This window comes from Collinsella sp. TF06-26 (assembly GCF_002232035.1).
In the GTDB taxonomy this organism is placed as follows: Bacteria; Actinomycetota; Coriobacteriia; order Coriobacteriales; family Coriobacteriaceae; genus Collinsella.
This window is the reverse complement of the sequence record NZ_NKXR01000012.1, coordinates 61,594-81,517: the sequence shown is the minus strand read 5'-3', so window position 1 is coordinate 81,517 and position 19,924 is coordinate 61,594. Positions and strand designations below refer to the sequence as shown.

The 19,924-nt window shown below is 58.3% G+C and carries 18 protein-coding genes; 13 read left to right on the top strand and 5 right to left on the bottom strand.

Translation table 11 applies throughout. The features are described 5' to 3' along the window. Positions 1-97: 97 nt before the first annotated feature. Positions 98-1,009: an EamA family transporter gene (locus CHY22_RS07695; RefSeq protein WP_089573353.1), complete on the bottom strand. Its 912-nt coding sequence runs from the start codon at positions 1,007-1,009 to the stop codon at positions 98-100. 118 nt (positions 1,010-1,127) lie between these two features. Here CHY22_RS07695 and CHY22_RS07690 point away from each other — a divergent pair, with 118 nt between their 5' ends. Both CHY22_RS07690 and CHY22_RS07685 read left to right on the top strand, forming a co-directional pair. Continuing rightward, the gene (locus CHY22_RS07690; RefSeq protein ID WP_089573352.1) at positions 1,128-1,985 is read left to right on the top strand and encodes a LysR family transcriptional regulator; all 858 of its coding nucleotides are present in this window, start codon (positions 1,128-1,130) and stop codon (positions 1,983-1,985) included. Positions 1,986-2,147: 162 nt separating this feature from the next. Continuing rightward, entirely contained in the window at positions 2,148-3,668 is a 1,521-nt protein-coding gene (locus CHY22_RS07685) for an aminotransferase class I/II-fold pyridoxal phosphate-dependent enzyme (protein WP_089573351.1), read from the top strand. Positions 3,669-3,743: 75 nt separating this feature from the next. Here CHY22_RS07685 and CHY22_RS07680 read toward each other — a convergent pair whose 3' ends face one another. Next, positions 3,744-4,154 carry a peptide deformylase gene (locus CHY22_RS07680; protein WP_089573350.1) on the bottom strand — a complete coding sequence of 137 codons (411 nt, stop codon included), beginning with the start codon at positions 4,152-4,154 and terminating at the stop codon, positions 3,744-3,746. Positions 4,155-4,425: 271 nt separating this feature from the next. Here CHY22_RS07680 and CHY22_RS07675 point away from each other — a divergent pair, with 271 nt between their 5' ends. After that, positions 4,426-5,775: an MFS transporter gene (locus CHY22_RS07675; protein ID WP_233502843.1), complete on the top strand. Its 1,350-nt coding sequence runs from the start codon at positions 4,426-4,428 to the stop codon at positions 5,773-5,775. Positions 5,776-5,927: 152 nt separating this feature from the next. Beyond that, positions 5,928-6,818, top strand: a complete 891-nt coding sequence (locus tag CHY22_RS07670) for a hypothetical protein (protein WP_089573348.1) — start codon at positions 5,928-5,930, stop codon at positions 6,816-6,818. A gap of 327 nt (positions 6,819-7,145) precedes the next feature. Here the strand turns inward: CHY22_RS07670 and pdxT are convergent, their stop codons facing one another. Together pdxT and pdxS are read right to left on the bottom strand one after the other, a co-directional pair. Beyond that, a complete protein-coding gene (gene pdxT, locus CHY22_RS07665) occupies positions 7,146-7,733 on the bottom strand; it encodes a pyridoxal 5'-phosphate synthase glutaminase subunit PdxT (protein WP_089573347.1) in 588 nt (195 codons plus the stop codon). A gap of 20 nt (positions 7,734-7,753) precedes the next feature. Continuing rightward, positions 7,754-8,644, bottom strand: coding sequence for a pyridoxal 5'-phosphate synthase lyase subunit PdxS (pdxS, locus tag CHY22_RS07660; RefSeq protein ID WP_089573346.1), 891 nt, complete (start codon positions 8,642-8,644; stop codon positions 7,754-7,756). 145 nt (positions 8,645-8,789) lie between these two features. On the opposite strand from pdxS, the gene CHY22_RS07655 reads away from it, so the two are divergent. Together CHY22_RS07655 and CHY22_RS07650 are read left to right on the top strand one after the other, a co-directional pair. After that, on the top strand, positions 8,790-10,223 hold the full coding sequence (locus CHY22_RS07655; RefSeq protein WP_089573345.1) for a PLP-dependent aminotransferase family protein: 1,434 nt from the start codon (positions 8,790-8,792) through the stop codon (positions 10,221-10,223). A gap of 544 nt (positions 10,224-10,767) precedes the next feature. Beyond that, positions 10,768-11,649, top strand: coding sequence for a hypothetical protein (locus CHY22_RS07650; protein WP_089573344.1), 882 nt, complete (start codon positions 10,768-10,770; stop codon positions 11,647-11,649). A 242-nt stretch (positions 11,650-11,891) separates the two neighbouring features. On the opposite strand, the gene CHY22_RS07645 is transcribed toward CHY22_RS07650, so the two are convergent. Beyond that, on the bottom strand, positions 11,892-12,455 hold the full coding sequence (locus CHY22_RS07645) for a ferritin family protein (RefSeq protein ID WP_070097113.1): 564 nt from the start codon (positions 12,453-12,455) through the stop codon (positions 11,892-11,894). Positions 12,456-12,709: 254 nt separating this feature from the next. Between CHY22_RS07645 and CHY22_RS07640 the strand changes: the two genes are divergently transcribed. The 7 genes from CHY22_RS07640 to CHY22_RS07610 all read left to right on the top strand — a co-directional run bounded on the left by CHY22_RS07640 (position 12,710) and on the right by CHY22_RS07610 (position 19,915). Further along, the gene (locus tag CHY22_RS07640) at positions 12,710-13,930 is read left to right on the top strand and encodes an iron-containing alcohol dehydrogenase (RefSeq protein ID WP_089573343.1); all 1,221 of its coding nucleotides are present in this window, start codon (positions 12,710-12,712) and stop codon (positions 13,928-13,930) included. A gap of 8 nt (positions 13,931-13,938) precedes the next feature. Continuing rightward, positions 13,939-15,318: an aldehyde dehydrogenase gene (locus CHY22_RS07635; protein WP_089573342.1), complete on the top strand. Its 1,380-nt coding sequence runs from the start codon at positions 13,939-13,941 to the stop codon at positions 15,316-15,318. 264 nt (positions 15,319-15,582) lie between these two features. Continuing rightward, the gene (locus CHY22_RS07630; protein ID WP_089573341.1) at positions 15,583-15,762 is read left to right on the top strand and encodes a hypothetical protein; all 180 of its coding nucleotides are present in this window, start codon (positions 15,583-15,585) and stop codon (positions 15,760-15,762) included. A 66-nt stretch (positions 15,763-15,828) separates the two neighbouring features. Beyond that, positions 15,829-16,374 carry a metallophosphoesterase gene (locus CHY22_RS07625; protein ID WP_233502842.1) on the top strand — a complete coding sequence of 182 codons (546 nt, stop codon included), beginning with the start codon at positions 15,829-15,831 and terminating at the stop codon, positions 16,372-16,374. A 73-nt stretch (positions 16,375-16,447) separates the two neighbouring features. After that, entirely contained in the window at positions 16,448-17,284 is an 837-nt protein-coding gene (locus CHY22_RS07620) for a PRD domain-containing protein (protein ID WP_158551187.1), read from the top strand. A gap of 340 nt (positions 17,285-17,624) precedes the next feature. Further along, positions 17,625-19,073 carry a PTS transporter subunit EIIC gene (locus tag CHY22_RS07615; protein WP_089573338.1) on the top strand — a complete coding sequence of 483 codons (1,449 nt, stop codon included), beginning with the start codon at positions 17,625-17,627 and terminating at the stop codon, positions 19,071-19,073. Between the two features lie 77 nt (positions 19,074-19,150). Next, entirely contained in the window at positions 19,151-19,915 is a 765-nt protein-coding gene (locus CHY22_RS07610) for a ChbG/HpnK family deacetylase (protein WP_089573337.1), read from the top strand. The last annotated feature ends 9 nt before the right edge of the window (positions 19,916-19,924 follow it).

Below are 19,924 nucleotides of genomic sequence, written 5' to 3'. Positions count from 1 at the left end.
CAGGTAGCATTTCAAAACAGGGGCGCACCGGCTGTATGGTCTTGCTGCAATGTGATAACCACGGACGCGCCTCTGCTTTGAAACTGAAGAGGGGCTTTTAGGCGCGTGCTACTTGGGCGATGCTTGCTTTGGTGTCTGCGCGTTTGCCGGCGACTTCGCAAAAGATCGCGCCGCCGATGATCAACGCGGCGCCCATGAGGCGGATGGGCGTCATGGTCTCTCCCAAAAGGGCAACGGAGAACACGACGGCCGAAAGCGGCTCGAGGTAGCCGACGACCGCGACGGTCTGGACGGGCAGCTTGGCGACGGCACTAAAGTAGAGCAGGCAACCGATGCCGGTGTTGACGACGCCGAGCATGGCGACGGCGCCCCAATCGATGCCGGCGGCAATGCTGGGGGAGAGGAACGAGGGGGCATCTTGCGTGAAGAGCGTAAGGATCAACGCGGTTACAAAGGCGGCGTTCACCTGGAGCGTGGAGTTCTCGAGGCCTTCGATGTGTGGCGCACCCTTGCTAGCGATGACCATCAAGGCGTAGCAGAAGGCCGAGGCGATGCCGCAAGCGATACCCGCAATGGGCATATTGCCGCCTAGACCTTGCGCCGCAATGAGAAAGGCGCCACAGGCAACGGCGATAAACCCGGCGATTTTGCCGCCGGTCAGCTTTTCGCCAAAAATGAGCGGGGAGAGGGCCATAACGATGATGGGGCCGCAGTAATACAACAGCGAGGAGATGCCAACGCCGATCGTCTGATAGGCGCGGAACAGGAAAATCCAGCTGGCGCCCAGCGCGGCGCCCGAGACGATGAGCGCTGCGGCCTCGCGGGGGCGAGACGGAGCCTGCAGGTTATGGCGCTTGGTTATGAAGAGGATGGCGGCAAGGGTGAGAGCGCCCAAAAACGTGCGCAACAGTACGATATCGGAGCTCGGCAGCGCGATGGCAGCGGCGATGATGCCGTTGGAGCCAAACAATAGCAATGCTGCTAAGTACGTAAACAGTCCGTTGTTCATGTGCTGACATCCCCTCTATATCCGAGCATGTTCACTATGGGTGAGGTGGCTTTAGAAGAAAAGCGAATATAATGCATGGATAACATGACAAAAACTCATGTAAAGGTGGAGGGATGCCGTGGAAACGAATATTCAAAAGATGCAAGTGCTGCTCGAGACGGTGCGTGCCGGCAGCTTTACGCATGCTGCAGAGCGGCTGAGCTATTCGCAGTCGGGCGTGAGCCGCATGGTGGGCGACCTTGAGGCAGACTGGGGTTTTAAGGTGCTTGATCGCAGCCGCGAGGGCGTGGTGCTTTCTGCCGACGGGCGGCAGGTCATGCCGGCAGTCGAGGCGTTATGCGAAGAGTTTGGCCGCCTGCAGCGACGCGTGGACGAGATGCGGGGGCTCATGCGTGGCAAGATCTGTATCGGTACATTCTCGAGTGTGGCGACCCATGTACTGCCGCCGGTGATCGCGCGGTTTCGCGCTGATCACCCGGATGTCGATTACGAGCTGCTGATGGGTGATTACTCCGAGATTGAGCAATGGGTGGCGGAAGGCCGCTGCGACCTGGGCTTTATTCCGCGCGAGCCACGCGGCGCCGGCATGGCGTCGCGGCCGTTGGTGCAAGACGAGCTGATGGCCGTGGTGCCAGCGGACTCCTCGCTTGCCACCGCGGAGGTCGTTTCCCTTGCCGATTTGGCCAACGAGCAGTTTATTCTTCTGGAACGCGGTAGCGACGACGAGATTACGCCGCTGTTTCGCCGCGCGGGTCTGGCGGTGCGTTCTAAGCTATCGACCTGGGATGATTATGCGATTATGGCCATGGTCGAGGACGGTCTGGGCGTGAGTATTCTTCCGGCGCTCATCTTGCGCCGCTGTCAGTTCGATGTCGCCGTGCGTCCGCTCGAGGGACATCCCCATCGGCAGATCAACGCGATATATCGCACGGCTGACGTTTCGCTTGCCGCCGCTCGATTCCTTGAATATCTCTAAACGCGTGCGCGTCATTGTCCGCCTTGGGCAAATCTCGGAGTTCGGTACGTTTTCTTGTGAAATTGAACTTCCGAATAAGGTACGGCGCTATACTGCTTCCTAAATTGAACTTAGGTTCAATTCGTGTTCTATAAATTGAACTTTGCCAGCAAGGAGGTTCTAATGGCCCAAGAGACGTTTAGCGATCGCCTGCGACAGACCATGTCCGATCGCGACGTTCGCCAGTCGGACGTAATCCGCGCATCGGAGATGCTCGGAAAAAAACTCGGCAAGAGTCAGATGAGCCAATATGTGAGCGGCAAGACGATCCCGCGGCGCGATGTGGCAGAGCTGCTCGCTCGTATTTTGGAGGTCGATGTTTCCTGGCTGCTCGCCGGTGACGCCGATCAAGGCGAGGAATCATCGCCTCGCAACGTACCCAAGCCCGAACCCCATCCCTCAGCTCAAATTCCAAGGAGCACCACCATGCGTACTTTTTCAAAATCCACCAAGCTCGATAACGTCCTGTATGACGTGCGCGGCCCCGTCGTCGACGAGGCCGCCCGTATGGAGGACGAGGGCGAGCGTATTCTCAAGCTCAACATCGGTAATCCGGCGCCCTTTGGCTTCCGCACGCCCGATGAGGTCATTAAGGACATGCGCCAGCAGCTGCCCGACTGCGAAGGCTATTCCAACTCGCGCGGCCTGTTCTCTGCGCGCAAGGCAATCATGCAGTACTCGCAGATCAAGGGCCTGCCCAATGTTCAGATGGAGCACATCTACACGGGCAACGGCGTGTCCGAACTCATTCAGCTTTCGATGAACGCGCTGCTCGACAATGGCGACGAGATTCTGATCCCCAGTCCCGACTATCCGCTCTGGACGGCGTGCGCAACCCTTGCCGGCGGTCATCCCGTTCACTATCTGTGTGATGAGCAGGCGGATTGGTATCCCGACCTGGAGGATATGGAGTCCAAGATCACGAGCGCGACCAAGGCCCTCGTCATCATCAACCCCAACAACCCCACGGGTTCGGTCTATCTGCGCGAGGTACTCGAGGGCATCGTTGAGATCGCGCGCAGGCACCAGCTCATGATTTTTGCCGATGAGATCTACGACCGCCTGTGCATGGACGGCTACGAGCACGTCTCGATTGCCTCGCTCGCTCCCGACCTGCCCTGCGTCACCTTTAGCGGCCTTTCCAAGTCGCACATGATCGCGGGCTATCGTATTGGCTGGATGGTGCTTTCGGGTAACCAGCGCTGCATGAGCGACTTTATTATGGGCATCAACATGCTCTCGAACATGCGCCTGTGCTCCAACGTGCCGGCTCAGTCGATCGTTCAGACGGCGCTCGGTGGCCATCAGTCCGTCAACGACTACATCCGCCCCGGCGGCCGTGTCTACGAGCAGCGCAACTTTGTGTATGAGGCGCTCAACAAGATTGACGGCATCTCGGTGGTTAAGCCGCGTGCGGCGTTCTACATCTTCCCCAAGATGGATGTGAAGAAGTTCAACATTACCGATGACGAGCAGTTCGCCCTTGACCTGCTGCACGAGAAGAAGATTCTGATCACGCGCGGCGGCGGCTTCAACTGGGCTGAGCCCGACCACTTCCGTATCGTGTACCTGCCGCGCATGGAAGTGCTCAAAGAGTCCCTCGAAGATCTCGCCGACTTCTTCGATCATTACCGCCAGAGCTAGTGGGATAGAAGTTCCGCACTATGAGAAGCTCCCTGCAGTTATTTTTCTGCAGGGAGCTTTCTTGAATCGGCGGAACTATATAACGACGCCGTTGCAATGATCGATTTCGTGTTGGATGATCTCGGCGGTGTAGCCCGAGAAGTTTTTGATGCGGTGGACGAAGTTTTCGTCCAAATACTTCACCTTAATGCGGCGATAGCGGGTGCAGGGACGCTCGCCGATCAGCGAGAGGCAGCCTTCGCTCGTCTGATAGGCATTGACCTGCTCAAGAATTTGAGGGTTGTACATCAGGAGCGCCCTGTTGCCGTCCTTTACGCAGATGATGCGTTTGCGCACGCCAATCATATTGGCGGCGAGCCCCACGCACTCGTGCTCATGCTCATGGAGCGTATCCAGGAGGTCCTGCCCGGTCGCGGCATCGTCGGGTCCCGCGTCTTCGGAAGGCAGGCGCAAAAAGAACTCGGATTTCATGATGGGCTTAATCATGGCGGGCTCCTCATGTCTTATGCTTTCGTGGACTTTTAATAATAGCGCGGAAGGAAAGCTGTGCGTCCGCGTTACAATCTTTCGACGTTGGACCATGTTGCCAGATTCGTCGTGTACGGCGTCTGGCGTAAGTCTAGGGCTCATTTTTCGCCCTGGACTGTTCCTCTGGGGCGATGCGACTGTCGTTCCAAGAGGAAGGAAATGCATGGGGAGCAAATCTCAGCAACAAGTTCAAGCAACGCCATCGGCCACTTCGGCGTTTCTCGTCGTAATGTATATTGCAGCCTTTGTCGCCGCGTTTAACGAGAACATCATTAACGTGGCACTGCACGATATCATGGCGGCCTTTTCGGTGAGTGCCACCACGGCGCAGTGGCTAGTTTCGGGATACATGATCGTGACGTCGATCTTTACGGCTATCATGGCCTTTCTGTCCGGTCGTTTCTCGACGCGCAAGCTGCTGTTTTTCGCATGCGGATGCATGGTCGCCGGAGAAGTTCTGTGCCTGGTCGCCCCGTCGTTTACCGTTTTGCTGCCAAGTCGTTTTTTGCAGGCTGCGGGATCGGGCATCTTGTTTCCGCTCATGATGAATGTGGTGCTATCTTGTGCTCCGCGCGAGAAGCTCGGTCTGTATCTGAGCCTGGGCGGTGCCTGCATTACGCTAGGGCCGGCGTTTGGGCCCGTGATTAGTGGTCTTATGTGCACGTTGTTTGGCTGGAGGGCGGTGTCCGTGGTCCCGCTGGTGGGCGGTGTCGTGGTCGCCGCGGCGGCAGCAAAGCTCGTTCGGAATGTCGGAGAGCGCTCGAACACCACGCTTGATATTCTGTCGGTTGTTTTGCTTGCTGCCGGCATTACGGCGTTCGTGTATTCCGTAGGCGAGTTCTCGACCAATGTGATGGCCGGTATCGTGGCGCTTTTCGCCGCTGTTGTGGTGCTCGGCCTGTTTGCGGTTCGTCAGCTCAAGCTCGAGCATCCGGTGCTTAACGTGCGTCCCATGGCGAGCGTTCGTTTTTGGCCTGCGTGCCTGCTTGTGGTGGTGTCGATGATGACGACGTTCTCGATGAGCGTTTTGCTGCCGCTCTATTTTGAGGGCGCATACGGCATGACGGCTCTTGTTGCTGGCTTGCTCATTTTGCCGGCGATTGCCTGCAACGCTGTGACCTCGATTGTGGGCGGACGCGTGATGGATGCCCGTGGCGCGTGGCCGCTGCTGCCGGTCGGCTTTGCCCTGATTGCTGTGGGACAGGCTGCAATTTCGATGACCGCGGCAAGCATGAACATTGGTATTGTCGTGGCGCTGACTGTTGTGGTGTATGCCGGTGTCGGTTTGGTGCTGAGCCCCTCGCAGACGGCCGGCCTGGAGACGTTGCCCGCCGCCGAGCATCCTCACGGAACGGCATTGCTCAACACGTGGAACATGATTGCCGCGTCGTTTGGCCCGTCCCTGTTTATCGGCCTGCTCTCGAGTTCTGCGGCGGTTGCCGGCGCCGCTGGCGTTGCGGCGGACGTTGCCCAGGCGATAGGATTTGCGGCTGCCGTGCGCGTAGCGGCCGTGATTGCCGTGGCCGGGTTCGCGGTGTCGCTGGTGTACGCCCGCCGCGAGTCGCACATGTCGCATTAATGTGTGCACATAGATTCTGCAGCTAGATTGGATGGCGACACCATAAACTAATGGACGTTTTGCCGAGAGGCATGAATGTTTAAAGCGCAAAGAGTGCGCGACGGGCCCCGCGAATGGGGCGATGATGCCCGAGAGGGCCAAGAAGGAGTCTCATGTCTGAGAACGAAGAGATCATGAACGAGACCGAGAACGAGACCATGGCTGCCGAGGTCGAGGCAGTCGAGACCGTGGAGACCGAAGCTGCCGAGGTTGAGGCTGCTGACGAGGTTTCCGCCGAGGAGGCCGAGGTTGTCGAGGCCGCCGCTGATTACGATGACGAAGAGCTGATGGACAAGATGCAGAAGGCCGCCCGCCTGCTGCGCAGCCGTCGCTTTGCTATTTCCAAGGAGGAGGAGGCCAAGGCCGAGCGCATGGCGAACATCGAGCGCGCCATCAAGCTTCTTGACCTCAAGCCCAAGATGGAGCAGAAGGAAATGTCCGACCTGCTGGGCATGCGCCTTCGTGAGCTCGATGGCCTGATGGCCGAGGCCGAGGCTGCCGATCTGGTCGGCCGCATCGACGACGCCGAGGGCGATATGCGCAAGATCGTTGTCTTCGCTGCCGAGGATGCCGCTGAGGGCCTGACCGAGCTTGCCAACAAGAAGGAGAAGCTCCTGCCCGAGCTTTCTTACGAGGAGGCCACCGAGCTGATGGCCGCTCTCGATAAGGTTATCGCTCCGCTCGTCGCCATGGGCCTGGACGAGGACCGCGGTCCTCGCGGCGGCCGTGACGAGCGCGGTGGCCGTGGCGGCGACCGTGGCGGTCGCGGCGGCTTTGGCGATCGCGGTGGCCGTGGCGGTGACCGCGGCGGCCGCGGTGGCGATCGCGGTGGCCGTGGCGGCTTTGGCGACCGTGGCGGCGACCGTGGCGGTCGCGGCGGCTTTGGTGGCAACCGTGGTGGCAACCGTGGTGGCTTCGGCGGCAACCGTGGTAACGACCGCGGCGGTCGCGGTGGCGACCGTGGCGGCCGCAACGGTGGCGGCTTCCGCGGCAACCGCTTTTAGGGGTTACGCGGTTCTACGAACCGCGTAACTAGTTGACGCTGCGCGCCACCCAGGGCGACAATTTGTCATTCAAAAGGCAAGGCATGACCAGAAGGTCTATGCCTTGCCTTTTTCATGCCAACTTGTTCGCCCTGGGCGGCGCTCGCTGGCGTTGCCAAAACATCGGCGTTGCCATGATCCAAGGTAGTCATTGGGGACGTTCTTAAACGACTACATAGCATGAGAGTGGATAATCTCCCGGTTTGAGCCTGCATTCAAGCTCAAAGTGGGAGATTATCCACTCTCATTTGTTATGTGTCCGAAAATCCACGCTCGTTTCTACTCTGTCTACATTTGTAGGAACAATTCGTGGAGGCGGGTGTCTTCATCGAGTTCGGGGTGGAAGGTTACGCCGAGCTGGTTGCCCTGGCGGGCAGCGACGATGCAGCCATCGACTTCGGCCAGGGCCTTGGCGTCGCCGTGGACCTCGACGATGCGGGGTGCGCGGATAAACGTCAGCGGCGCTTCACCGTCGATGCCGGCTACTTGCCCTTTGGTTCGAAAGCTGCCGAGCTGCCTGCCGTAGGCATTGCGCTCGACAAGTACATCCATGGTTGCCAAACGCGGCGTGCCCTTATCGTCATGGGCGGCAAGGTCGCGCGCCAGCAGAATCAGGCCGGCGCAGGTGCCCAGGACGGGCATGCCTTCAGCGATACGGGCACGAAGCTCCTCGAGCATGCCCAACTCGTCAAGCAGCTTCCCTTGAACGGTAGACTCGCCGCCGGGAAGTACTAGACGGTCAAAGTCCTGCTTCAAATCAGCCGCCTGCCTCAGCTCAATACAACGTGCGCCCAGCTCGGACAGTCTCGCCTCGTGCTCGGCAAAAGCACCTTGGACCGCCAGCACGGCGACCGTCTGGTCTGCGTAATCGCTCATGTGCGATCCTTTCTGCTGGACTAGCGCCCGCGCTCCTCCATGATGATTTCGATTTCGTCGGCGTTGATGCCGACCATGGCCTCGCCCAGGTCCTCCGAAAGCTCGGCGATGAGTTTGGCGTCGGTGAAGTTTGCCACGGCCTTGACGATGGCGGCGGCGCGCTTGGCAGGGTCGCCGCTCTTAAAGATGCCCGAGCCGACAAAGACGCCCTCGGCGCCCAGTTGCATCATCAATGCGGCGTCGGCGGGGGTCGCTATGCCGCCGGCGGCAAAGTTTACGACGGGAAGCTTGCCCGTAGTATGGACCTCGCGCACCAGCTCGATCGGAACCTGCAACTGCTTGGCCGCCTCGAACAACTCATCATCGCGCAGGGCGACAACGTCGCGGATCTGCTTTTGGATCTTGCGCATGTGACGCACGGCCTGAACGACGTCGCCCGTGCCCGGCTCGCCTTTGGTGCGGATCATCGTGGCGCCCTCGGCAACACGGCGCAGCGCCTCGCCCAGATCGCGGGCGCCACAGACAAACGGCACGTCAAACTGGGTCTTGTCGATGTGGTAGACATCGTCGGCGGGGGAGAGGACCTCGGATTCGTCGATGTAGTCGATCTCGATGGCCTGAAGGACCTGCGCCTCGACGATGTGACCGATGCGGCACTTTGCCATGACGGGGATCGAGACGGCCTCTTGAATGCCCTTGATCATCTTGGGGTCACTCATGCGCGACACGCCGCCGGCGGCGCGGATGTCGGCCGGGATGCGCTCGAGTGCCATGACGGCACAGGCGCCCGCCTCTTCGGCGATGCGTGCCTGCTCGGGCGTGGTGACGTCCATGATGACGCCGCCCTTGAGCATCTGCGCGAGCTCGCGGTTGAGTTTGACGCGATCGGCCTTGCTGGTCTGTTCTGCCATGGTTGCTCCCTTGGTTGGCATGTGCATTGCTTGACGGAATATCCTATCGGGGAGCTGGGCATGGCGAAATACTCAGTTTTCGAGATAATAACAAGGTCAGACTAATGCCAGATTGAATGATTCAATAAGGTCAGGTGATAGACCCATGCTTGACTACAATTTGGAAAATCGCGGCGAAGCATCGCTTTATGAGTATGTTTACCAGCAAATTCGCGATGATATTGTTGCTGGCCGTATTGCGGCGGGGGAGCATCTGCCGTCTAAGCGCGCCTTTGCGAGTCATCTGGGTATCAGTGTCATTACCATCGAGAATGCATATAGCCAGTTGCTTGCCGAGGGCTATATTTGCTCAATGCCGCGTCGTGGCTACTACGCGTGCGAGCTCCCGGATGCGCCGGTTTTGGCTTTGGCTGCGGGGGATATCGACCGAGATGCTGTCCCTGTTGGTCCCAGCGCGCATGATGCCATGGGGCAGGCAGAGCGATTCGACGCACTTTCTCCTTCCGCTTTGGAGGCGGCGCGGCTTTGGCAAAGTGCGCTACGGGCGACGCTGACGTCCGAAGACGAACGTGAAATCTTTTCGCCCGCACCGGCGCAGGGCACCGCTCGACTGCGACGTGCGATTGCGCGCCATCTGCGCGGGACAAGGGGCATGAATGTCAATCCCGACAATATCGTTATCGGTGCGGGCGCCCAGCTGCTCGATACCATGTTGGTTCAGTTGCTTGGCGCGGACAAGGTGTATGCCGTCGAGGATCCAGGCTATTTGCGCTTGACGCGCATCTATCAGGCCATGGGTTGCGAAGTGCGGCATGTCCCGTTGGATGCTGAGGGCGTGGACTTGAGCGCGCTGCAGAAAACCGGGACCGATGTCCTTCACCTGATGCCGTCTCATCAGTATCCGACCGGTCTTGTGACGAGCATTGCACGTCGCTATGCGTTGCTGAGCTGGGCCGCCGAGCGGCCAGGTCGGTATCTCATCGAAGACGACTTTGATTGTGAGTTTCGCCTTGCCGGCAAGCCGATTCCCGCGCTCGCGTCGATCGATGCCGCCCAGTCGGTTATCTACACCAACACGTTTTCGAAGAGCCTTTCATCGGCGTTACGTTTGGCGTACATGGTGCTGCCCGATGAACTAATGGAGAGGTTTAAACGCAACCTTGGTTTCTACGCCTCGTCGGTAAGTTCTGTTGATCAGGTTGCCTTGGCGCGTTTGCTGGAATCGGGTGATTACGAGCGACATGTGAACCGCGTGCGCGTTCGTGCTCGTGGGGCGCGTGATGGCCTGGCGGCGCTTGTACGGAAAACGTTTCCGGCAGGGGAAGTCTCGATCGAGTACGCGGACGCCGGCCTTTACTGCGTCGTGGCCGTGGAGTGTGACGCGGGCGGAAGCTCTTTTGCACGGGCCCTCACGCGCTCGAGCATCCCTTTTATCGATATCGGTGACTGTTTTTGGTGTGCCGATGGCGCATCTGTCCCTGAAAACTCAACTCAAATTCTTGTTCAGTATGACGATCTGAGTCCAAAAGTACTAACTACCTTGGAATTGCAGCTAATGGGGGGGCACTCTGCAACCTAAGTGAGTAGACTTTTAGCACTTTGGCGACCAGGCAGTTTTGTAACAAGCTATCTACCTGCGGTTTTGAAAAGCAGGATGACCGGCCTGCTCGGGATGTTCAAAAAAGTCTACTCACTTGCCGCGCAAAGCTCCTGCATGAGAAAAAATGGGGTTTTCAACAGGGCTTCGTCCAGCTCTCGGCAAGCTTTTGGCCAGTTGGGGAGGGCTGTTGAAAACTTGGCAGTCCGTTCGGCGCCATTTTGGTGCGTTCGCGCCAATGCGTGACTGACTGGGTTGAAATTCGTGTTTTCCTGTGCCTATGAAGGATCTACTTTGTGACATATCAGCTTTTAGGTACTGGCGTTTGCCTCCTCAAGTCCGCGCTTTGTGTCCGCCGCTTCCACGACCGGAAGAAGACCGGCAGCGATATGATCTCGCCCGCAACCCGACGGCTGCGGTCGCGCTCGGTTTCCCGTTGTATACATTGGTTCGGTCGAGAAACAAACGGACTTGTCCTGCCAGCATTAGGCAGCGGCTGTTTCTTGGTGAGCTTCCCAGGGAATCCGTGCTGGGAACGGAGCATGGGGTTTTGATTACGTCTCCTCTACTGACGGCATTCATCATGTTGCGGCATCTGACGGATCTTCAGCTTCTTTTGGTATTGGCGGAGATGTGTGGCTTGTTTGCGGTGTGTGCCCTGCCGGCGGCACTTGAGGCGGAGCTTTCGCGTGCAATTGATTCGGGCGCGATTTCGACAACGTTCGGTTGGGTGCGCTGCCCGTCCGAGGACGGCACCGCCTCAAATTTATGGCGTCGAGACGCTTTGGTTTTGGGCGGAGACCTTGACCGTTTTTGTTCAGATGTTTGCGGGATGCGTTACGGCAATAGATTTATAGCGGTATCGCAACTCGTTCCATTGGGCGCCGCGTCGCCTTTTGAGGTCGAGGCGTATTTGCTACTTGCACTGCCGCGATCCCTGGGAGGCGAAGGTTTTTGCGGCATAGAGCTTAATGTTGAAGTGATGCTAAGCACAAGTGCTCGAGCGATTGTGGGAAAGTCCCGTGTATATATCGACCTACTTCTTTCTTCGCCGGACGGCAGGCGACAGGTGGCCATTGAATGTCAGGGAAAGGCCTCGCACGGACGCGCAGGGGATGGCTTGCGTGACGCTGACCGCATGACGGCCCTTCAGGCCATGGGCTACGATGTACTTCTCCTGACACACAGACAGATATCCGATGAGGATAGATTCCGCGCGATCGTTAAGGCCATATGCAGGATGCTCGATGCTGAATATCGTGATAAAAGCTCAGATGAGCAAAGGGCTGAGACATTACTCCGGTCTGAACTATTCGTTGACTGGACAAAATTGGGAGTAATCGACGGAAAGATGCCCGTTAGACGCAAAACAGCTCGATCGTGGACGGCTGCGGTTCTAAGTGAGTAGGCTTTTGGCACTTTGGCGACCAGGCCGTTTTGAAACAAGTCATTTACCTGCGACTTTATAAAGCAATACGGATGGTCTGCTCGGCAAGTTTCGAAAAGTCTACTCACTTAGTTTTTGACGAGAGACCGATGCCGAAGATAGCTCTATTTCAGGGCGTTAACGAGTCCTCGAGACACAAAAAGGCCCGAACCAATACGGTCCGGGCCTTCTTCGAGCTAGAGGTTATGTCTCAGGCAGTTGGCTTAGCCAAAGTAGCGCTTGAGCAGGCCAGCGAAAGCCTTGCCGTGGCGGGCCTCGTCGCGAGCCATCTCGTGCACGGTGTCGTGGATGGCATCGAGGCCAGCGGCCTTGGCGCGCTTGGCAAGATCGGTCTTGCCGGCGGTGGCGCCATTCTCGGCCTCAACGCGCATCTCGAGGTTCTTCTTGGTGGAATCGGTCACGACCTCGCCCAGGAGCTCGGCGAACTTGGCGGCATGCTCGGCCTCCTCGTGGGCAGCCTTCTCCCAGTACAGGCCGATCTCGGGATAACCCTCGCGATGAGCAACGCGAGCCATGGCCAGGTACATACCGACCTCGGAGCACTCGCCCTCAAAGTTGGCGCGCAGATCGGCAACGATGTCCTCGGAGACGCCCTCCATCTTGGCGACGCCCACGACGTGCTCGGCAGCCCACTCGAGCTGACCCTCCTCCTGCTTCAGGAAGCGAGAGCCGGGAACGCCGCACTGGGGGCACTTGAAATCCTCGGGCAGCTGGTCGCCGTCGAACTCTTCCACATAACCGCAAACGGGGCAAACAAACTTCATAATTCGATCCTTTCGATCGATGGCGATGGCGCGCTCGTCCGGTCCCGTAAGGGCCCTCTCCGGACGTGCGTCTTGACGAGTTCTATTATCCATAAATGCGACCGAATGTGAAGCCTATTAGGAATGATTTTTAATAAAACAATTTTGGGCATGTGAAGATGTTGATTGATTAACGATTGCTAGACCTCGTGCGACCTCCGATGAGTACAATCGGTCGAGCAAATGTTGACCTATCAACAAATGAAGGAGTTTCCTTTATGCATCTAGCCCGTCGTGCCTGGTGTCGAACATATCAGACGGTTTTTCGCATTGCATTGCCAATCCTGCCCTATACCGAGCCGCGCATTTTAGAGCATGCCGAGGATGTGCCCGCGGTGCTTCAAAAGCGCTCGATCCAGAAGGTCCTTATCGTGACGGATCCCGGCATTGCCCGTCTGGGGCTCACGGCACCGCTCGAGTGCGCGCTCGCGTCCAAGGGAATTGGCGTTGCGGTCTATGCCGAAACACGTGCGAACCCCACGGTCTCAAACGTGGAGGAAGCGGCGTCCCTGTATCGCGCGAGCGCCTGCCAGGCCATTATTGGTTTTGGCGGCGGTTCGGCCATGGACTGCGCCAAGGGCGTGGGGGCACGCATCGCGCAGCCAAACAAGCCCATCAACAAGATGCGCGGCCTGTTGCGCATTCATCGTCGTCTGCCGCTGCTCATCGCCGTTCCCACCACGGCAGGCACGGGAAGCGAGGTCACGCTTGCGGCGGTAATTACCGATGACGAGACGCATTACAAGTACCCCATTAACGACTTTGTACTCATCCCACGTTTTGCGGTGCACGACCCCGAGTTTACGCGTGGGTTGCCGGCGTCCATTACGGGGCAGACGGGTATGGATGCCCTGACGCATGCTGTCGAGGCCTTTATCGGCCGTAGCACCACGTCCTACACGCGCAAGATGGCGCGTCAGGCGGTTCAGCTCATCCACGACAATTTGCTGGAGGCCTATGAGCATGGCGGTAACATGCGTGCGCGCCGCAATATGCTTTCGGCGGCGTATAAGGCGGGTGTTGCCTTTACGCGCTCCTATGTTGGATATGTGCATGCCATCGCGCACAGTCTGGGCGGCCGATACGGAATTCCACACGGGTTGGCCAACGCGATCATCCTGCCGCACATGCTTCGCGCTTATGGTGACGCTGCCGCTCCCAAGCTTGCCGATCTCGCCCGCATGGCCGGTATCGCGCCGGCTAACGCGCAGGACAGCCTGGCGGCCGAGGCCTTTATCGATTGGGTCGACCGCATGAACGAGACCCTGGGAATCCCCAGATATGTTTCAGGCATTCGCCGCTCCGACATTCCTGAGATGGCGACGCATGCCGATGCCGAGGCCAATCCCCTGTACCCCGTTCCGCTTTTAATGGACCGTTTGGAGCTCGAGCATATGTACGAGGTCGTTGCGGGTGGTATGTTTGAGGACGAGAACTAGGAGGGCTCATGAACACCGAGGAAATTGCGCGCATCGTCGGCGATCAGCGCGCCTACTTTAAGACGCACGCCACGTTTGATGTCGACGCTCGCCGTCGCGCGCTCGTGAGTTTGCGCAATGCAGTACGGGCGCACGAGGCCGATATCGCCCATGCGCTCAAGACCGATTTGGGCAAGTCGCACGACGAGGCCTATATGTGCGAGATCGGCACATCGCTTTCCGAGATTCGTCATCAGATTGCGCATGTGGCTCGATGGAGCCGCCCGCTCCTGCGCCCGTGTGACCTCGCCAACGCCGTAAGCGTGTGCAAGACGCAAGCCGTGCCCTACGGAGTCACGCTCATCATGGCTCCATGGAACTATCCGTTTTTGCTAACGCTCGAGCCGCTCGCTGGCGCCCTTGCCGCGGGCAATACCGTGGTCATCAAACCGAGCGCCTATGCTCCGGCATCGAGCGCGGTGCTCAAGCAAATCTGCGAAGAGGCATTTGATCCGCGCCTGGTGACGGTTGTCGAGGGCGGGCGCGCCGAGAACGAAGCGCTGCTCGATGAGTGCTGGGACAAGATCTTCTTTACCGGCAGCGTTCCGGTCGGCAAGCTCGTCATGGAGCGCGCAAGTAAAAACCTTACGCCCGTGACGCTTGAGCTGGGCGGAAAGAGCCCCTGCATCGTGGACGCGACGGCAAACTTGAAGGTCGCGGCACGGCGCATCGCCTTTGGCAAATGGCTCAACGTGGGGCAGACCTGCGTGGCGCCCGACTATCTGCTGGTCGATGCGCGCGTGCACGACGAGCTGCTGGGCCTCATCAAGGAGGAAGTCCATCGTATGTTTGGCGAGCATCCGCTTGACAACGAGGATTACGGGCATATCGTCAACGCCAAGCACTTTGCGCGCGTGCGCGGACTGATCGATCCCGATAAGGTCGTGCTTGGAGGCGCCGCGCGCGAGGCTTCGCTCAAGATCGAGCCGACGATTTTGGACGGCGTGTCCCCCGATGACGCCGTGATGCAGGAGGAGATTTTCGGCCCCATCTTGCCGGTGCTGACGTTTGAGAGCCTAGACGAGGCCGAGACGTTTATTACGGATCGTCCGACGCCGCTGGCCCTGTATATCTTTAGCCAGGACCGTGAGGTTCAGCAGCGCTTTGTGCGTTACGTGCCCTTTGGTGGTGGCTGTGTTAATGACACCATTATGCATTTGGCCACGAGCCATATGGGCTTTGGCGGCATGGGGGCGAGCGGTATGGGACAGTACCATGGACGCGAGAGCTTCGATACGTTTAGCCACAAGAAGAGCATCGTGAACAAGGCAACGTGGCTGGACGTGCCGTTCCGCTATGCCCCTTACGCAAGCTGGAAGCACAAGTTCGTGCGCATGTTTGTGCATTAGAATCAGATGACATAGGGATAAACAAAGTGGCCGCCCCCGCGTAAGCGAAGACGGCCACTTCTCACGATGAAAACGTGTATCGGAGTTGGCAAGACCCGCTGCCACGGGTGCCATCCGTGTTCCTATCTTATCTGCAAGCGTTCCGTTGCGCAAGCGTTGCGGCAAACGATTGAAAGACGCAGACAGGATGAATTTGTGTCCGCACGGGCCCGTAGACTTCTCAACTACGTTGTGGATGCTCGCTAATCGGTAATGGAGGCGCACGTGTTTGATGACGATGACCTGTTCGATCTGACAGACGATCCGTTTGAGTGGGATATGCTACTCGATGACGATGAGTTGGAGCAGGACCGTAAGAAGCAAAAGGATAAGAACGCTCGGGGTAAAGGTTCGAATAAAAAGGACAAGCGTCGCCGAGGTCTGTTCGGCGGGCTCTTTGGGTGACTGTCTCATCGCCGCGTCTGTATACTAAACAGGTCTTATACGCGTTGCGAAATGAGGACAGAGACGATGATGTGGTTTACCGCCGACCTGCACCTGGGCGATACGAATATCTTGCACGACATGGATCGACCGTTTGATTCGGTCGAGGAGATGAACCGCAAGGTCATCGATGCCATCAATGAGTGCGTGGCTGTGGACGACCGCCTCTATATCTTGGGAGACTTTACCTATCGTTTGCCCCTGGTGGAGGCGGTGCGCCTGCGCGAGCGCATCGAATGTCAGAACGTAACGCTCATCCGCGGTAACCATGACGACGACTGGGAAGATCCAGACGCGCCGCACATTTGGGATGAGGTGCGCGATTATCTGGAGGTCGCCCCCGGTTACGCTAAGGGCCATCGCCTGGTAATGAGCCATTACCCCATGCTCAGCTGGAATGGCAAGGCGCGCGGCGCCATCATGCTGCACGGGCACATTCACAGCAGGGGAGACCGCACCAACGCGCGCAATCGCGATCGCGAGCGCCCAGTCCTTCGCTACGACGTTGGCCTCGATGCCAACAACTACAAGCCCGTTAGCCGCGACCAGATCCTGGGCTTCTTTGGACTCTAGCTGTAAGTGCAGGTAGAATGAACGCGCCGCGCGGATGGTCTGCACGGCGCGTTTTAGTAGGAGCGATGATTCCATGAGGGCTATCCAGCGCATTAACCACAACGCTGCCATCTGCGAAGATGGCGCGGGGCGTCAGCTTATCGCGCTGGGCCGCGGTATCGGCTTTGGCGATATGCCGCATGAGGTCGACCTGGATGTCATCACGCGTACCTTTTACGGCATCGATTCAAAGTACCTGGCGTTTATCGATGAGGTCGACCCCGAGGTGCTGGAGTTTTCTGCTCAGCTGGCCGATATCGCGACCGGACAGCTTTCGTACGAATTGAGTCCTAACCTTCCCATTACATTGGCAGACCATATTCAGTTTGCCATTAAGCGCGCCCGCGAACACATGGTGGTGTCGTTGCCGCTTGAGCGCGATCTGGAGCAGCTGCATCCCATCGAATACCGCTTGGGCGAGCTGGCTGTTCGCGGCATCCAGAAGAGCTTTCATGTGCGCATGCCCCGAAGCGAGGCCGCGGGCATTGCCATGTCGATTGTCAACGCATCGGTTAAGCCGAGCGAGCGGCGCGTGCTTGCCGAGCAGCACGAGGAGCGACTGCTCGATATGACGGTCGCGATTATTCAAGAAGAGTTGGGTGTGACGGTCGATCGCTCGTCGTTCGCCTTTGCCCGCTTTGCCACTCATGTGCGCTATCTGCTCGACCGCGTGGCAAAGAAAGAGCCGATCGATACCGAGAACTCCGGTCTTTACGACGTGCTCGTGGAGCAGTATCCGGCGGCATCGCGTTGCGCTCACCGTGTCGACGATCTGATTCAAGAGACCTTTGGCGAGCCATTGGCCCAAGAGGAGCTCGTCTATCTGATCATGCATGTGAATCGCGTGGCTTCTGTCCACTCGGATAAATAGGCTCTCTGGTATTTCCTTTCCGTCATGGCGACCGTTCGCGGGTCGTTTGCTACCGTTCGTCGGTAATCTGAGCCGCAACGAACGCATCTGCCGCATATACTCGCCGTGTGTTGGGTGTTACTCACGGCGCAGCTCCGAGAGGCACTACCGATTCTGCCGAGACCATAATTGGGTCTCTGTCGGTTGTGCGCGGGGCTTTTTTCATGTCGATCCACCCGGGAATCACATGCAAATCAATCTCTTGCCAACTGGTATCGCGCGCTGCGCAGGCGCGAGCGGAATCGTGCGTCTTGGTGCCGTGAAGTCCCACGGCCTTTAGTTGGAAGAGAAGGGATTCGACATGACTGTCGATAACAAGAAGATTGCCGAGGACGTGCTCGCTGCCGTCGGCGGCGCCTCCAATGTGACGAACGCGACGCACTGCATGACCCGCTTGCGTCTGAACCTCAAAGATCAGTCCATTCCCAATGATAATGAAGTTAAGAAGATCAAGGGTGTGTTGGGCGCACAGTGGTCTGGCGGCCAGTATCAGGTCATCATTGGCCAGAACGTGCCGAAGGTCTATGACGCCGCCATTGCGCTGGGCGTCAAGGGCGAAGGCTCCATTGACGAGAACCTCGATGACGGCACCAAGGAGCCACTGACGGTCAAGACTGCGGGCAAGAAGGCCCTTAACTACCTGTCCAAGACAATGTGCATGACGATCCCCATTATCATGGGCGCCGCCATGTTCCGCACACTTGCCGTACTTTGCGGCGACGGCATGCTCGGTATCTGGTCTGCAGATTCTGACATCTACAACTTCTTCTACAACTGGATTTACAACGCCGGCTATTATTTCCTCCCTGTCTATCTGGGTTGGGCTGCCGCAAAGCAGCTCGGCTGCAGCCAGCCGCTCGGCATGATGCTCGGCGGCGTGCTCATTGCCCCCGAGTTCATGACGTTGGTCAACGCCGCTGCGGATTCTGGTGCTACGACCACGATGGTTTACGGCGTGCTCCCGGCTCAGCTGAACAACTATTCCTGCACCGTTCTCCCCATGGTTCTGTCCATGCCGGTACTCATGGTCGTTGAGAAGTTCATGAAGAAGATCATTCCCGACATGCTCTCTACGGTGTTTGTGCCCGTGTGTACTCTGGCCGTCATGATTCCCGTTTCGCTGTGCGCGCTGGCTCCGATTGGCTCTATCTTGGGCAACGCGGTTGGTAACTTTATGTTCGGCCTCGGCAACACCGGCGGTATCGTCACGGTCATCTCCCTCGTTGCCATTGCCGCGCTTTGGGAGTTCCTGGTTATGACCGGTATGCACCAGGTCCTGCTTACCCTTGGCATTGTGCAGCTGCTCACCATGGGCTCTGACTCCTGCGTCATGGTCGCGGGCGCTATCGCTCAGTTCGCTACGTGGGGCATGGCCTTCGGCGCCTTCCTGCGCCTTAAGGAGACTGACGAAAAGGGTGCCATGCTTGGTTTCTCGCTCTCCGGCATTGTCGGCGGCGTGACGGAGCCCGCGCTGTATGGCTGCGGCTTTAAGTACACCCGCTGCTTGGGTGCCATGGTTGCCGGCGGCGCTATCGGCGGCCTGATCGCGGCTCTTACCAATGTGACGACGTATGTTTTGGGCGCGACGAATATTCTGGGTATCACCGGATATGTTGCCGGCGGAACTGCCAATCTCGTATGGGGGTGCATTGCATCGGGTGCCGCGTTTGTTTCCGCCGCCGCCATCGCTTATCTCTTTGGTTTCACCAAAGAGCAGCTCGATGAGGACGCTGCCGCCGCCAAGGCCTAAAGCGTCTGTTCGGTAAGATAATTGCCTGGGGCACTTGGTTGCACTTCAAGTGCCCCTTTCCATAGATGGGGGTCAATATGAAGCAATTGCTCATTCGTGCCGATGATATTGGTTATTCGTATGCCGTTGACTTGGGGATTGCCCGCAGTATCAATGAGGGCCTGGTGCGCTCGGCGGGCCTGATGCCCAATATGCCCGAAGCTGAGCGCGGCTGGTCGCTCGTGGCGGATGCCGGCATTGCGGTGGGCCAGCATACCAACGTATGCCTGGGCAAGCCGTGTGCCGACCCGGCGCTCATTCCGAGCATGCTCAACGAGAACGGTGAGTTCCATAGCAGCCGTACCTTCCGCGAGCACTTTAAGCGCGGCGAGGAGTTGATAGACTTCGACGAGGCCTGCATCGAGATTCGCGCGCAGCATGACCGCTTTGTCGAGATCGTGGGCCGCGAACCCGATTATTTTGAGGCCCATGCCGTCATGAGCAAAAACCTTAACCGCGCGATCTCGACGGTTGCCCAAGAGCTGGGCCTTAAGGAGCAAAAGGCGAGCTTCGACCCCACGGCGGTGGTGCATTGCGGAGATACCGACCTGCGGATGGTGATGCACTCGATGGAGCCGGGCTACGAACCCAAGGACTCGATTATGCAGGCGGTTCGAGAGATGGAGGACGGCGAGACGGTCGTCTTTGTGTGCCATCCGGGCTATCTCGATCGTTTTATCCTCGAGAGCAGCTCGCTTACGACCGATCGTGCCAAGGAAGTTGATGCACTCATCGACCCCGAGCTTTGCGCTTGGCTTGAGTCTCAACCCAATCTTCGCCTGATCGACTACCGCGACCTGTAAGGATCCAAG

Bases quoted from the DNA above. Each gene is read 5' to 3' on its own strand.
- CHY22_RS07695 (WP_089573353.1), bottom strand. From the start codon at position 1,009: ATGAACAACGGACTGTTTACGTACTTAGCAGCATTGCTATTGTTTGGC.
- CHY22_RS07685 (WP_089573351.1), top strand. From the start codon at position 2,148: ATGGCCCAAGAGACGTTTAGCGATCGCCTGCGACAGACCATGTCCGAT.
- CHY22_RS07680 (WP_089573350.1), bottom strand. From the start codon at position 4,154: ATGATTAAGCCCATCATGAAATCCGAGTTCTTTTTGCGCCTGCCTTCC.
- CHY22_RS07675 (WP_233502843.1), top strand. From the start codon at position 4,426: ATGTATATTGCAGCCTTTGTCGCCGCGTTTAACGAGAACATCATTAAC.
- CHY22_RS07670 (WP_089573348.1), top strand. From the start codon at position 5,928: ATGTCTGAGAACGAAGAGATCATGAACGAGACCGAGAACGAGACCATG.
- pdxT (WP_089573347.1), bottom strand. From the start codon at position 7,733: ATGAGCGATTACGCAGACCAGACGGTCGCCGTGCTGGCGGTCCAAGGT.
- pdxS (WP_089573346.1), bottom strand. From the start codon at position 8,644: ATGGCAGAACAGACCAGCAAGGCCGATCGCGTCAAACTCAACCGCGAG.
- CHY22_RS07655 (WP_089573345.1), top strand. From the start codon at position 8,790: ATGCTTGACTACAATTTGGAAAATCGCGGCGAAGCATCGCTTTATGAG.
- CHY22_RS07640 (WP_089573343.1), top strand. From the start codon at position 12,710: ATGCATCTAGCCCGTCGTGCCTGGTGTCGAACATATCAGACGGTTTTT.
- CHY22_RS07635 (WP_089573342.1), top strand. From the start codon at position 13,939: ATGAACACCGAGGAAATTGCGCGCATCGTCGGCGATCAGCGCGCCTAC.
- CHY22_RS07625 (WP_233502842.1), top strand. From the start codon at position 15,829: ATGATGTGGTTTACCGCCGACCTGCACCTGGGCGATACGAATATCTTG.
- CHY22_RS07620 (WP_158551187.1), top strand. From the start codon at position 16,448: ATGAGGGCTATCCAGCGCATTAACCACAACGCTGCCATCTGCGAAGAT.
- CHY22_RS07615 (WP_089573338.1), top strand. From the start codon at position 17,625: ATGACTGTCGATAACAAGAAGATTGCCGAGGACGTGCTCGCTGCCGTC.
- CHY22_RS07610 (WP_089573337.1), top strand. From the start codon at position 19,151: ATGAAGCAATTGCTCATTCGTGCCGATGATATTGGTTATTCGTATGCC.